Origin of the sequence: Treponema sp. Marseille-Q4132 (assembly GCF_014334835.1) — a bacterium.
Taxonomy (GTDB): domain Bacteria; phylum Spirochaetota; class Spirochaetia; order Treponematales; family Treponemataceae; genus Treponema_D; species Treponema_D paredis.
The window spans coordinates 1,717,713-1,732,068 of record NZ_CP060591.1; the positions used below are offsets into that span (position 1 = coordinate 1,717,713).

Sequence of the window (14,356 nt, forward strand, 5' to 3'; positions counted from 1 at the left end):
TGAACTCTACCGCTTTATTATAAAATGGAAACCGACCGGCAGAGCGCCGGCCGATTTTTAACGGTTGAACTTTTGTATGACTAGTCGATCAGACCGATGGATTTCATCGTCTTCGTAACCGCTTCATAGTTGCTTTTTAAGAAAGCGGCGAAGTCTTGGGGATTTTGATATGCGAGCGTTTGGTTGAGATTTTTTGCAGTCGCAATAAACGTAGGATCGTTTTCCGCTTTCGTAAACGCTTCTACCAATTTCGCTTTGATTGCGGGGTCGACGCCTTTCGGCAATGCAAGGCCGCGCCATGTCGCATATTCGATATTGTATCCCTGTTCTTTGAACGTTTTGACATTGGGGTACGCTTCGGGGCGCTTTGCCGCCATAATGCCGAGCACTTTTACATTGCCCGCATCGTATTGGGATTTGACTTCCGCAAGCGATACCGTAACCGCCTGAATGTGTCCGCCCGCTACTGCCGTAACCGCACCTGCCGCGCCTTCGAACGGAATATGTTTCACTTTGATACCGGCCTGATCGGCAAGCAATCCCGCACCGATGTGCCACACGGATCCGGGCGCCGAGTTTCCGATGGAAACTTCGCCGGGATGCGCTTTGCAATAGTCGACGAATTCCTGCACGGTATTGTACGGTTCGTTTTTGCCGACGGTAAGCGTCGCAGCATCGGCGTTGACGCGGATAAGAGGATCGAAATCGGCATACGTGAAATCGATCAAACCCTGCTGCGGCAGCGAATTCAATTCGAACGTTATCATACCGACCGTATATCCGTCCGGTCTCGCGTTTTTGATCGCAGCATGACCGATAGCGCCCGCGCCGCCGGTTTTATTTTCGACGGTGATCGTCGTACCGAGGTACTTTTCCGCAGTCGAACACAGCGCGCGCAAAATCGCGTCCGTACCGCCGCCGGCGCCCCACGGACAGATTACCGTAATGCCTTTTTTCGGATAATCCGCAGATTTTCCTCCCTTTTTTGCAAAAGCGGAAGAAATTAAAACGCTTGCGGCGATGATTCCCGCCGCAATTTTTTTTGTTGTTTTCATACTGTCCTCCATAAATTTTAATTGAAAATATAATGATTAGCGTGCACGGCCGTACACGTCATTGATATAATTATTCATTATATGTCGAAGTTTGAGCTTTGTCAATTTTTTTGAGTGCGTGTAAATTTTAAAAATCTATCCGGTCGATTCGGGGACACAACTCGGGCCGAAGGCCGGTTTCAATGAGCGGAAGGCGCTTTTGCGTTTATACATCGCTCCGCATCAGCGCTTCCAAATCGATTTCGCCTGCGACACAGGGTACCGTAACGGTCCAGTTTTCAAGCACTTGCGGATTGACTTCGCCGAAGACGCCGACTTCTTTACCGCGTACGATGACGGCGGCTTGGCGGCCGGCGATAAAGCGCGGGTCGGCGCTCTCTTTTACTTCGTACGTATGGTCGAGAAAATACAGGAGTGCCGCAACTTCGCTTGCCGCGTCGTTGAAGTTCGCATTTGCCGCCGCCATTAAAAAGCCCAAGTGCGTTCGTGTGCGCGTGCCGGTATTTTCTTCGCCGCAGAGATAGGCGACTTTACCGATTTCGAAAATCTTGTGCGGGAACTGCGCGTTCGCCGATTTGCTTTCCGCGCGGAGCAGTGAAGAGATTATCTCCGGTCTGATAAATTGATAATTTTCGCTCATCGGATTTGCGATTTCGATGACAGTCGATTCGTCGATGAGCATATTGTCGATGTAATCGCGGCGGCTTCCGACATAGTTGAAAATCATCTCCTGATAGCCTAGTCCGACCATAAGCGTTTTCGCTTTGCGGCTGAACTGCGTTATCGGTAAAAGTCTGCCGATCGTAAAATCGCTCGGGCTTTGCGGCTCGAACGAAGCGATATCGCGCCCGATCATAACGTCTTCGATCACATCGGCTTCGTGTAAAAAATCGTTGCGGTAGGGCGGAGGAAAGAGCGTAAACTCCGTGTCTTCTTTTCCGTCGATCGTTATTTTTTTTGCAGCCGCTTCATCGCCCATGCGGTAGAGCGCGGCGCACACTTCGTCCGCCGTAAACGACGAGCCGAGCATTTTGTTGATATGCGAAAGATAGGCTTTTGTCGGAACTTGAAAATAATACGGGCACACGACCGTTTTGCCGAATTTCGTTTCGTAAGGATAATCGACGCGCATCGGAAGAATTTCGTAGCCGCTTTCGAAAAAATCGCATGCGACGATGTTCGCTGCGAGCATAAGGCTTTCCATATCGTCGCCGGTCAGTTCGACCATTAAGCCCGTGTCTCCGACTTGTACCGCACCGAGCGTCGCGCTGTTGATGATCGGCGCCATCGACATGATTTCGCCCTTGTCGTCGACGAGCAGCGGAAATTTTTTGAAATCTTTTAAAATCCAGCCGTATTCTTTTCCTTTCGGATGGTCGCTCAAAATTTGCCGGCACGTCATGGGCTCTGTGCACTGCAGCGGCACAAAAGACGTTGCGTCCGGATCGACGGCTTTATAATGCACGGGAAATGCGATGTCGGAAACGCGGTACACTCCCATCGAAATGGTCTTCCGTTTGCGTCCGAAATTCCACGCGAGTTTTTCCTGCGTTTGGATGATATCTTTCAGCATCGCGTCGTCGATCGCTTTTCCGGAAATCACAAAGGCGACGATATACGGACGGATGTGTTCAAGATCGGCGTCTACGGTGACGACGCGGTTTTCCGGATCTTTTATCGTATCGGGGGCCGACATGAATTTTTGATAATCGGCGTGCGCCGCTCCGTCGTGCAGGGAGAGCTGCCGCGCGATGCCGACCGTCGACCACAAGTCGGGGCGATTTGTATCGTTGAGTTCGATTTTAATAACGCGCTCATCTTCGGACTTCGACGCATCGGGTTTTTCGTCGAGTTCGGCTTTTGCGCAGGGCAATTTTTTTTCAAGCGTATCGTAATCGTATTTTTTTCCGAGTAAAGCAAAAAAACTTTTTTCGTTGACTTCGATTTTAGGCATTTCTATCCTCGCAATTCTCGGCGGTTATTATAAAACATCATATCGATTTATTCAATTCGCACTATGCCGCGCCTTGCGCATCCCGTGCATGCAAATCACTGTCGAGTTCAAAAAATATATCGCCGGTTTTTTCAATCGTGCACGACAAATTCGGTGTGCGTATCTTTGCAGATTGTCTGCGCTGCGCGTCTGCCCGCCCATCCCGCGATTATAAGACCTCCGGGCATCATCGAACGCTGGCTTGCAAAGTAGAGCCCCCGTATCGTCTTCGATTTTGCAGGCAGTATGAACATCGGATCTCCGGGTTTCCACACGCTCATCCAACTGCCTTCAAAGCTCGCCGTATAGCGTTCGTAGGTCAAAGGCGTGGCCATATCGGTCACTTCGATCGCGTCCTTCGTTTCGGGAAAACGGCTTTCGATTATTTTAATAAATTTATCGATAATTTCTTTTTTGCATTGCCGGTATGTGCCGTCGGCTTTTCGAGCTTTCCACCAATCGTAACTCCCGCCGAGCAAAAGGCAGGTGAGTGCGGTACAGCCTTCGGGCGCATGATTCGCATAGCCCGCGTAATTGTTCAAGCGGATTTCCGTAAAGTGCAAACCCGCCGCTTCCAAGGGTTCGTCGAGCAGAAGTACGGGGCCGGCCGGTCTGTTCGATAAATCTGCTTTTATGCCGAGGGCGATAAACATATCTTGTTCGGTCGTTACGATTTTGCGCATCTGCTTCGCCCATCGCTCTTCAAGCGGTTTTGCAAAAAGCGAGTCGACTGCGCGTCTCGTGTCGAAAGCGGCAAGGACAAAATCCGATTTAATAATTTCCGTTTCGGAGCTTTCCGCCGAAGGAGCGAAACCGTCCGCCGTATGCGGCGATACGCCGGCTTTCGTACGCGCGATCTTGACGCCGGAAATTCGCCGCCCTTCCGTTACGATGCCGAGTACTTTTGTACGGTATACGATTTTTCCTCCGAGCGAAGTAAACGTATCGGCGATGTTTTGTGCGAGACGCAGCGAACCGCCTTCGGGGTATCCGCAGTCGCCTGAAGCGAACGATGCAAGCGTATAGACAAGCGAGAGCGCGTTGAATCTCGTACCTATGACGGAATGCAGCAAAGCGCGCAGTTTTTTGTTTTTAAATCGGGAGAGATAGTCGTCGTATGATACGTTTTTGAGGTAAAGCGCGGGAATCGCGGCGGGCGCCATGGGAAGCAATTCTTTCAGTGTCGGAATGACGGGAGATTTTGTTTTTATCCACGGTATGTCGCGCAAGACGAAGTGTACCGGCAAAAACGTTTTGATGTCGCGGCAGAGCGCTTCGATCGCTTTGCGGTCTTCGGGTGCGGCTTCGATAAATTCTTTACGCATTTTATCGATATTGCGGTAGAGACGGATTTCGGTTTTTTCGTCGATGAGCGTATACAGAGGCTCCCGGTAACGGACGGGATTGTTTTCTTTGAGCGCGCCGATTTCTTTCCACACACGGTTCAGAACGAGCTTTTCGGACGAACCGGTAAGCCAGTGCATGCCCCCTTCGAAAAGATACCCTTTGCGCGACCAGCTCGTCGAAAGACCTCCGGGAATCGTATGCTGTTCATAAATCGTTACGTCGAATCCCGACCGCTGTAGATAAACGGCTGCCGAAAGCCCTGCGATGCCCGCGCCGATGACAACAACGGATTGCTTTTTCATAAAACGAGTATATCGACAAAAAGGAGGAGGAGCAAGCTGCCGTTTCGGTTAGATTTTTACGTGAGGAAATACGGCTGTCGCATCGGGAAAATTCCGTTTGTCTTTTGATCTTGCATAAAAATCGCGCTTTGAACGCGTATATGCCTTTTTCGGGTAATCCGCAAAGCGATTTTAATCGTACGTAAAACTTCGAACCGTTATTATGACGCAATACGGTAAATAAATTCGTGCGGCCATATCTTTTGTGGTAAACCTGTAGTATGCACGTATTCTGGAAAAATGTTTACCGGATAATTAATTATAGAGGAATCAATTTAAAAACGCTTGCCGCGCTTTCGGATGTGCCGTATTCGACGATTACAAACGGAAAAAATAAAGGAGAAGGTCAGCCGTCCGTCGGAACGGCATATAAAATAGCATCGGCTTTGAACGAGCCGATAGAATCGCTTATGCGCGATGCGGTGCAATCGAAAAGCGGACGTATTCTCGAAGTAAAAAATTCCCTGCCGAAAAACGATGCCGCGCGTTATCGCCGGTACGAACACATTATCGATGCCCTTGAAAAACTCCCCGTCAACACCCGTGAATCGATTACGGATTTAATTCTTACCGTCGCTTCGGACGGAGAGACGAATTCGGATGCGGAAGTGAAAAAAACTTCCGAAAAGCGCATATACCGCGTTCGGCACTGATACGCCGTATATGCGCGGCAGTATTTTTATAACGGAGCTTTATAGGCACAGCCCTCAAATTGCGCGCTTATTTTTATTTTGCTTTTTTGCACATTCCGCTGTATACTATAGACGGCGGCTCGATCGCCGCGGCCTGTGTTTCAGGCGCACCGAACACACGTACAGAGGAGGGCTGCATGACAAAAAACGTATCGGCAGTCGGTTTCGAGTTTGAAAAAAAACAGTCGGACATGATCGACACAAAGTTAAAGCGCATCGCCTATGCCGAAGATTTGATCATCGATTTTACTTTGCGGGTAAAATACGATAAAGAGTATTCATTCGATGCGACGTTCAATTTCCGTTGGGGGACACAGGGACACGTAACAAGCAAAGATTACAGTTTCGATGCCGGCCTCAACAAACTTATGGATACGCTCGATACGAAGATAAAAAAAGAAAAAGATAAAATCCAGGACCACACAAAATAACAAGATTTCGGCTGCAGGCGCGGCGGTGCCGGCAGCCGGACTTCCGCTCATATTTCAATTATTACCGTATTCCCGCTTCAAGACAGGTTTTTTCGTTTTGATACGCGTCTTGACGTTCTGTTGCTTTTTTTTCTATGTTTGTTTATAATTATACAAATTTTATAATAATCGGGTTATAATATTGTTATGGATGATTTAAAACGACAAATTAAAGAAGTGATTGTGTCGTCGTTGCAGCTGGAAGACGTAAAGCCGGAAGATATTGACGACGCGGAGCCGCTTTTCGGAACGGGGCTGGGGCTTGATTCAATCGATGCTCTTGAATTGGGCGTAGCGTTGAAAAAGAAATTCGGCGTAAAGCTTTCCGCTGAAAGCGCTGATAATAAAAAGCATTTTGCATCGGTCGATGCATTAGCTGAATATATTGCTGCCGAAAAGGCGTAAGAGGAATTGTATGACTAAAGAAGAAATTTTCGACAACTTGAAAGCGATTCTTTCCAAAGAATTTGAAATCGAAGAGGATAAAATCACTCCGACGGCAAAGCTCGGCGACGATCTTGAGCTCGATTCCATCGATTCTATCGACTTGATCGTAAAGATGAAGGATTTTATTCCCGGCAAAGTCGATCCCGCGATTTTCAAAACGGTAAAGACGATGCAGGATGTCGTCGACGCGCTGTATCCGTATACGCAGCAGGCTTAACGTAAAAACGAATGCGGCAGGCTTTTGCGGCAGGCCGCTTCGTTTTTTTTAATCGATACCGTTTTCCGTCGATGAAAAAATTTGTTAAGGTTCTGTTTTATGCGGTCGCGTTTCTTTATCCCGTCCTTGTTTTTACTTTCCTTGTCGTATTAAAACTTCCGGTCAGGATTTTATCGCTGTGCATTATCGCTCTCGCTTTCGCATTTTTTTTGGGCGCGACGGGGCGGGCGCGGAGTGCGGACGGGAAGGAAAACGAAACGGTAAAAAGCGGAAAGCGGTCTTTCGATTGGAAGCCGCTTGCGCAGTCCGCGCTTTTTCTTGCGGCCGGTCTTTTTTGTTTTTTTACGAATCGGACCATATTTTTAAAATTGTATTCGGTTGCGATCAGTGCAACGCTGCTCGTTATTTTCGGCAGCACGCTTTTTTTGCCGCCGAACATTATTTTCAGATTTGCATGTCTGCAGGATAAAACGATACGCGGCTCTGCAGCTGAAAGCTCCATAGAGCGGTATTGCCGCAAAGTGACCCTTGCGTGGTGTATTTTTTTTATCTGCAACGGAAGCGTTTCGGCGTTTACGGCGTTTTTTTGTTCCGATACGGTGTGGTCGGTATACAACGGCGGCATTTCATACGTGCTTATGGGCTGTATGTTTGCCGTTGAATTTATTATCAGAAGGCGGGTACAAAAAACAATGCCGGAAGCGCATACGGTTAGTACATTTACGGCGGATTCCCGCCCCGACGATTTTATCGTCTGTTACGAACGGAAGTGGTCGGATGGCGCGTATAAAACGTGGCGCGATTTTCTTTCCGATTCGGCAAAGCTTCGAAAATTCATTTCCGAAAAATCGGCTCAAAAATATATTCTCCACTGCGAAGATTATTGGTATTTTCTGTGCGCGTTCATTGCTCTTTTGCAGTGCAAAAAAACGGTGCTTTTGACGCAAAACGTTACGCGCGAATTCATCGCGGAAATCAAAACGGACGGCGTCGAATTTTTAACCGACCGCGATATTGCCGATTCGATTTTTATTCCCGATGTCGTCGAAAAGGCGGCCTCTCCGTCGGAAAACGATATGCGCTCGTTGCCGAAAATCGTTGCGGACGATACGGATATTTTACTCTACACGTCGGGCAGCACCGGAAAGCCGAAAGGTGTCCGCCAGCGCATGACCGAATTCGAACTCGACAACGCGTTCGTCTTTTCCAAGTGGGGCGCGGAATTCGCAAAGCGAAAACTCGTTACGACGGTGAGCCAGCACCATATCTACGGTTTTTTATTCGGTATCGCGCTTCCGTTCGGGTACGGCGTTCCGTTCCGCCGCACACGCATCGAATATCCCGAAGAATTCGAAACGCTTTCCGACGAATCCTATATGATCATTGCGACGCCCGCATTTTTAAAACGCGCCGTTGAAACCGAGCGGAAACTGCCGCTTGACAATTGCTTTATCTTTACAAGCGGAGGAGCCGTTTCGAAAGAGCTTGCCGAAAAGACGGAAGTCGTATTCGGTTTTTGCCCGCTTGAAGTGTACGGTTCGACGGAGACGAGCGGCATCGCGTACCGGCAGCAGACGAAAGACGGACTTACGTGGACGCCGTTCGACAACGCGAAGATTTGGAAAGGGGAAGACGGTTGTCTCGTCATCGTCTCGCCGTATATCAAAGATCCGAAAGGTTTTGCGACCGCCGATTTGGTGGATCTGCTTTCCGACGGCAGATTCGTTATGAAGGGCAGGGCCGACTCGATCGTAAAGATAGAGGAAAAACGCATTTCGATGACGGAAGTCGAAAACAGGCTTTTACAGAGCGGCTTCGTCTCCGACGTAAAAGTCGTCGCTCTCGAAGATGTGCGCCAGTATCTTGCGGCGGCTCTCGTACTCAATGCGGACGGCAAGCGAAAATTTCAAAACGAAAAAAAATTGACAATTAATAAATTCTTTCACGACTATCTTATGAATTATTTTGAAAACGTCGTCATTCCGAAGCGCTGGCGCTATGTCGCGTCTCTTCCGTGCGATGTACAGGGTAAAAAGCACAAGGAAGATATCGCAGCTTTATTTGCAGCGCGCGATGCGTCGGATGCGGCAGTACGATAAAAACGGCACGGAGCTGCGATCCCGCACGGACGGAACGCAATGACGTATGCATAAAAAAGGAGGCATGATAAACATGAGTGAAAATCTGCACGATATCGTCGATGAAAAGATACTTTCGCAGAGCGGGGATTCCGCGGAGATAGAAATTTTTATTCCTGCTTCGAGCGATTTTTTCGACGGGCATTTTCCGGAGTTCAAACTGCTTCCCGCCGTCGCACAGTTTGAAATTATAACGCGGTTTTCAAAAAAATATTTCGGCACGGAGCGCTATGTGCCGGAAATCAAACGCATTAAATTTTCCGCGCCGATCAGACCCGATACGCTCGTCCGCTTAAAGCTCGATTTCAATCGCGAAAAAAAATCGATGTCCTTTTTGCTGCGGGATGCAAAAAAATCCGATAAAGCGTATTCGTCGGGAATCTTCGTTCCTGCGGTGTAATCGATGGATGCGGTACAAAGTTCGTCGCAAAACGATGCGGCACGGAAAGCTGCGATAAAACTCGGCTTCGTCATTCCTGTGTACAATCACGGTTCGACGGTCGGCTCCGTCATCAGCTCTCTTGCCGTATACGGCCGGCCGATCATCGTCGTGGACGACGGCAACGATGCGGCGAATAAAAAGCAGATCCGCGAGGCGGTCGATTCGTGTCCGCTTGCCGTACTTGTCGAACGGGAAAAAAACGGCGGTAAGGGCAAAGCGATGATGAGCGGCGTTTTAAAAGCGCGCGAACTCGGTTTGACTCATGCCTTTCAAATCGATTCGGACGGACAGCATGATGCGTCGCGCGCCTCTTTTTTTATCAAAGCGGCGGAAGAAAATCCTTCCTGCCTTATCTGCGGTACACCCGTGTTCGACGAATCGGTGCCTCTTTCCCGTAAAAAAGGCAGAGAGATTTCGAACCGCTGGGCTCGCTTTGTGTCTCTGAGCGATGAAATCGTCGATGCCATGTGCGGTTTTCGAATCTATCCGGTAGAGCCGTATTGCCGCCTGCTCAGCTGCCGCGCGTGGGTGGATGCGCGCATGGGATACGACGCGGACATCCTCGTACACTTCGTATGGAGCGGCGTGCGTATAAAATCCTATCCGGTGCGCGTAACTTACCCCGCGGACGGTATTTCGAATTTCCGCATGGTGCGCGACAATATCCGCATATCGCTGTCGTTTACGAAATTGTTTTTCGGCATGATCGTGCGCTTGCCGCTTTTGGCGTTCCGCGCGATTTGCAGAAGAGGGACTCATGGCTGAACTTGCGGAGAGGACGGACGAACACTGGACGCAAAAGAGAGAAGAAGTATCGAGCAGCCGCCCGATCGTATTCCTTGTGTGGCTCGTTTCGCATCTGCCCTTGTGGTTTGTCGGCTTGCTCGCATTTCCCATTTCTTTTTTTTATTTTGCGTGTTCGAAGCGTGCCCGAGACGAATCGCGCGCGTATCAAAATCGGCTGCTGCGGTATACCGAAGGCAGAGATGATTGCATAAAGCGGCCTCATATCTATAGGCACATCGTGTCGTTTGCCTTGTGTATTATCGAAAAGATCGAAGGCTGGTGCGGTAAAATCGATTTTAATAAAATCAATCTTCACGACGACGACGTTACATTGCTGATCGAAGAGCTCGATCGAAAAAAAGGCGCGCTGCTTATCGGCTCGCATTTGGGCAATATCGAAATGCTCAGAAGTCTTGCAGAATACGGCCGCACCGGCGTGTCGCACTATGTGCCCGTTACGGCGATTTTGAATTTGAATACGACACAAAAATTCAACAATACGATAAAAAAAATCAATCCTCACGTGCAGCTCAATATAATAAATGCGGATGAAATCGATGCCGGAACGATTTCGCTTTTGATGGACAGAATCGACGAAGGCGGGCTCGTCGTCATCGCCGCCGATCGCACCTCGCTCAATACCGTAAACAGATCGATAACGGAAAATTTTCTCGGTAAATCCGCGCGGTTTTCGTACGGCGCGTTTTTGCTCGCAGCGCTTTTAAAAGCGCCGACGTATTTCGTCTTTGCTCTCCGCGAAAAAACGCTCATGCTTACGCCGCGCTATTCCATGCACGTACATAAAACCGACATAGCATTCGATTGTCCCCGTGCGGAACGGGAGACGCGGATCAAACGTTTATGCCGTGAATACGTCGCTCTTTTGGAAAAGTATTGCATAATGTATCCTCTGCAGTGGTATAATTTTTTTAATTTTTGGGTTGAAGACGAAAATCTAAAGGAAGCATGATATGAACGGTTCGCTCATTTCGGAAGAGATGACATTTAAAGTCGAATTTTACGACGTCGATTCGATGCGCGTCGCATGGCACGGAAATTACGTAAAATTCATCGAACGCGGCAGGTGCGCGCTGCTCGATAAAATCGGCTACGGTTATCTGCAGATGGTCGAAGACGGCTACGCGTTTCCGGTGACTTCGTTGAATATAAAATACGTGCGATCGCTCGCATTCGGGGATGAAGCGTGCATCAAAGCCTCATTGATTGAATATGAAAATCGTCTTAAAATACGCTATGAGATTTATAACGCAAAAACCGGCGTCCTTGCGACGAAGGCGGAAAGTACGCAGATGGCGGTAAAGATAGAAACGGGTGAAACGTGTTTTGTGTGTCCCGAAAAATTGATTAGCCGCGTTGAAACATTATTAAAAAACAACGGCGTCTGATAGGCGCTTACGGAGGTATTGTATGAAAAAAATAATTATTAATTTTATATGTATTCTTGCTTTTGCGGCGATGCCGCTCTTTGCCGCGGATGCGACATTCGATAGCGTGTGTGCCGATCTTGCGCGACATCCGAATACGACCGGAAACTTTACGCAGGTGCGTACGATTTCGAAAGTGAACCGTTCGCTCACGTCGAGCGGAACCTTTATATTCAGTCTTGACGGCATTATGTGGAAAACGCTGAAGCCGTTTCCGTCGTCGCTTGTCGTCGGTTTGACGAGCGTTATTCAAACGACGCCCGACGGAAAAAAAACCGTCATCGACGCGTCGAACAATCAAATCTTTACGAGCATTTCGATGACGCTCTCTTCGATTTTTTCCGGCAATGCAAAAAAATTGTATGAAAATTTTTCCGTCGCTTTTTCTTCCGACGGAAACAAATGGAATGCCGTTCTTACGCCGAAAGATAAAACGGTCGCCGCCGTCATGAAATCGCTCGCACTCGGCGGAACGGGCGCATCCGGCGGAGCGGAATTCGATACGATCGTCATGACCGAAGCGGGCGGCGACACCATCACCTATACGTTTTCGAATCAAAAATATCCGAAGGAGCTTTCTGCCGATGAAAAAGCCGTCTTTACCGCGAAATAAAACTTTCGCATTTGCGTGGTTCGTTTTTCACGCGCTCATTCTTATTCCGTGCCTTTTTATCATTGCGCGTGCCGGCAGGGTAAACCTTGACGCCGATCTTTTCAATATGCTGCCCAAGCCGGATATCGGCAAAGCGATGGGAGTCGCCGACGAGCGTCTCACCGAAACGACGGGGCAAAACGTATTTATCCTCGTGTCGCACAAAGATTTCAATACTGCGAAGTCCGTTGCGGAAACCGTATACGGAGAGCTCGAATCGAGCGACGGCTTCAAATCGGTATCGCTTTATTCCGATGCGGCGATGCTTGAAGGCGTGACGAAGTTCGTTCACGAATACCGCTGGAATCTCCTTGACGATGAAGCCGTTGCGGCTCTTTCGTCTCCGGGCGGGGCGGAAAGTTTTGCGGAAAACGCGCTCGCGAAAGCTTACAGCGCCTTTACGTTTTCTTCTCTTGAAAATCTCGGCGACGATCCTTTTATGCTCGACGAATACATACTCCAGTATTATCTTGCATCGCTCGAAAATTCGGGAACATCCGTTTCACCGAAAGACGGCGTGCTCGCAACGGAATACGAAGGCGTCTGGTACGTGATGATTCAGGGTATTTTAAGCAAAGAGGGAGCGGCGCTCGCAAGCAAGTCGAATGCCGTCGTGCGGATTTATGAAGTCTGCGAACCGCTTGAAAAAGACGGTGTGCGCTTTGTGTATTCGGGTACGCCCTTTCACAGTCACAAAAGTTCGACATCGGCGAGCAACGAAATTTCAATCATTTCGACCGTGACGCTGCTCGGTATTATTATTTTGCTGCTGCTCGTGTTTAAAAATCCGCTGCCGATCGTTTTGTCCATCATGTCGATTTTGCTTTCGATCGCCGCCGCTTTTGCGATGACATATATGTGTTTCGCCCAGATTCACATACTGACGCTTGTGTTCGGGACGTCGCTGATCGGTTCCTGTATCGATTACAGTCTGCATTTTTTTATCCACTGGAAAGCGAACCGAACGCTTACGAGCGGAGCGGAAATCCGCAGTCACTTGATGACCGGTCTTTTGCTGTCGCTTATCTCCACCGAACTCTGCTACCTTATCCTCGTATTTGCACCGTTCGGATTGCTCAAGCAGATGGCGGTGTTTTCGCTTACCGGCATTTTCAGTGCATTTTTAACCGTCGTAAGCATGTATCCTCTGCTTGCGATGCCGGCCGATGAGAAGCGCGTTATTCCTCTTATCAATATGATTTCCACGCCAGCCTGGTACGACAAAAAGAAAATCGGACGGATTGCGGTAGCCGCCGTTTTTACGGTGACCCTTACGACGCTTTTCATCAATCGCAAAAATATTAAAATAGAAAACGATGTCAATAAATTGTACCAAGCGCAGGGGCGTGTCCGAGACGATGCCGTCATTTCGTATAAAGTGCTCAACTACAATCCGACCGGCTGGTTTATCATAGCCGGAGATACGATTGAAAAAACGCTTCAAACGGAAGAAGCGCTGTGCGCGCGCCTGACCGAAATTAATAAAGGCAAAGAGCTCGGCGGTTACGTTGCGACATCGCAGTATATTCCCTCTGCGGCAAAGCAAAAAAAATCTCATGAAGCGGCGGGAAATCTTTTGGCGCTTGCGCCTGTTCAATACGAAATGCTCGGCTACGATGCTTCTCTTGCTGCGGGATTGCAAGCGTCTTACGATGCCGACGGTGAAAAATACGTCACGCCGGAAGGCGATATCCCCGAATATCTTAAAAAGGCGATATCTTCCGCGTGGCTCGGCGAAATCGACGGAAGATATTATTCGATCGTACTTCCCATGTCGATCACCGATGAGGATGCCTATATACGCATAGCATCGGAAGACCCGAATGTTTATTTTGAAAATAAAATCAAAGATATCGGACGCGATTTGGACCGCCTGACGAAAACGATTTTGATGCTGTTTGCAATCGCATACGTAGTCATCGTCATCGTGCTGAAGATTTTTTATAATTGGAAACATACGCTGAAGATCGCATCGATCCCGCTGCTCATCGTGCTTGTCATCGCGTCGATTTTTTCAGCGCGCGGCATACCGCTCGAATTCTTTTCAATCACCGGCATGATTTTGGTTTTCGGACTCGGTCTCGACTACGTCATTTATATGATTGAAAATGAAAAACGCAGCGACACCTCCGTGAACGCGCGGCTCGAACCCTTTGCGATTTTGCTGTCGTTTTTGACGACCGCCGTTTCTTTCGGTGCGCTCGCACTCAGTTCCTTCGTCCCCGTACACATGCTCGGTCTTTCGATCTTTTTGGGTTTGACGACCGCGTTTTTATGTACGGTGTTGTAGGGAGGAGATGTTCTTCGCTGTGGGGCGGCGGGGGTGAAGCA

14 protein-coding genes are annotated in these 14,356 nt (G+C 48.8%); 11 read left to right on the forward strand and 3 right to left on the reverse strand.

Annotated elements, in window-relative coordinates:
* Positions 1-80: 80 nt before the first annotated feature.
* The 3 genes from H9I35_RS07880 to H9I35_RS07890 all read right to left on the reverse strand — a co-directional run bounded on the left by H9I35_RS07880 (position 81) and on the right by H9I35_RS07890 (position 4,697).
* Positions 81-1,055 carry a Bug family tripartite tricarboxylate transporter substrate binding protein gene (locus H9I35_RS07880; protein WP_187418874.1) on the reverse strand — a complete coding sequence of 325 codons (975 nt, stop codon included), beginning with the start codon at positions 1,053-1,055 and terminating at the stop codon, positions 81-83.
* Between the two features lie 205 nt (positions 1,056-1,260).
* Entirely contained in the window at positions 1,261-3,009 is a 1,749-nt protein-coding gene (gene pheT, locus H9I35_RS07885; protein WP_187418875.1) for a phenylalanine--tRNA ligase subunit beta, read from the reverse strand.
* 131 nt (positions 3,010-3,140) lie between these two features.
* The gene (locus H9I35_RS07890) at positions 3,141-4,697 is read right to left on the reverse strand and encodes a phytoene desaturase family protein (RefSeq protein WP_187418876.1); all 1,557 of its coding nucleotides are present in this window, start codon (positions 4,695-4,697) and stop codon (positions 3,141-3,143) included.
* Positions 4,698-4,957: 260 nt separating this feature from the next.
* Here H9I35_RS07890 and H9I35_RS07895 point away from each other — a divergent pair, with 260 nt between their 5' ends.
* From H9I35_RS07895 to H9I35_RS07945, 11 genes are all read left to right on the forward strand, one after another.
* On the forward strand, positions 4,958-5,389 hold the full coding sequence (locus H9I35_RS07895) for a helix-turn-helix domain-containing protein (RefSeq protein WP_187418877.1): 432 nt from the start codon (positions 4,958-4,960) through the stop codon (positions 5,387-5,389).
* Positions 5,390-5,565: 176 nt separating this feature from the next.
* Positions 5,566-5,859: an HPF/RaiA family ribosome-associated protein gene (locus H9I35_RS07900; RefSeq protein ID WP_187418878.1), complete on the forward strand. Its 294-nt coding sequence runs from the start codon at positions 5,566-5,568 to the stop codon at positions 5,857-5,859.
* Positions 5,860-6,045: 186 nt separating this feature from the next.
* Complete coding sequence (locus tag H9I35_RS07905) at positions 6,046-6,303, forward strand: phosphopantetheine-binding protein (RefSeq protein WP_180487334.1); 258 nt, start codon at positions 6,046-6,048, stop codon at positions 6,301-6,303.
* A 10-nt stretch (positions 6,304-6,313) separates the two neighbouring features.
* On the forward strand, positions 6,314-6,562 hold the full coding sequence (locus tag H9I35_RS07910; RefSeq protein ID WP_016521120.1) for an acyl carrier protein: 249 nt from the start codon (positions 6,314-6,316) through the stop codon (positions 6,560-6,562).
* A 71-nt stretch (positions 6,563-6,633) separates the two neighbouring features.
* Entirely contained in the window at positions 6,634-8,661 is a 2,028-nt protein-coding gene (locus H9I35_RS07915) for an AMP-binding protein (protein ID WP_187418879.1), read from the forward strand.
* Positions 8,662-8,734: 73 nt separating this feature from the next.
* Positions 8,735-9,100, forward strand: coding sequence for an ApeI family dehydratase (locus H9I35_RS07920; protein ID WP_187418880.1), 366 nt, complete (start codon positions 8,735-8,737; stop codon positions 9,098-9,100).
* Between the two features lie 3 nt (positions 9,101-9,103).
* Positions 9,104-9,907, forward strand: coding sequence for a glycosyltransferase family 2 protein (locus tag H9I35_RS07925; RefSeq protein ID WP_187418881.1), 804 nt, complete (start codon positions 9,104-9,106; stop codon positions 9,905-9,907).
* Positions 9,900-10,898: a lysophospholipid acyltransferase family protein gene (locus tag H9I35_RS07930; RefSeq protein ID WP_187418882.1), complete on the forward strand. Its 999-nt coding sequence runs from the start codon at positions 9,900-9,902 to the stop codon at positions 10,896-10,898. Before H9I35_RS07925 ends, H9I35_RS07930 begins: the two co-directional genes overlap by 8 nt.
* Position 10,899: 1 nt before the next feature.
* Positions 10,900-11,334, forward strand: coding sequence for an acyl-CoA thioesterase (locus tag H9I35_RS07935; protein ID WP_187418883.1), 435 nt, complete (start codon positions 10,900-10,902; stop codon positions 11,332-11,334).
* Positions 11,335-11,356: 22 nt separating this feature from the next.
* Entirely contained in the window at positions 11,357-11,986 is a 630-nt protein-coding gene (locus tag H9I35_RS07940) for a LolA family protein (protein WP_187418884.1), read from the forward strand.
* A complete protein-coding gene (locus H9I35_RS07945; RefSeq protein WP_187418885.1) occupies positions 11,958-14,315 on the forward strand; it encodes an MMPL family transporter in 2,358 nt (785 codons plus the stop codon). Before H9I35_RS07940 ends, H9I35_RS07945 begins: the two co-directional genes overlap by 29 nt.
* The last annotated feature ends 41 nt before the right edge of the window (positions 14,316-14,356 follow it).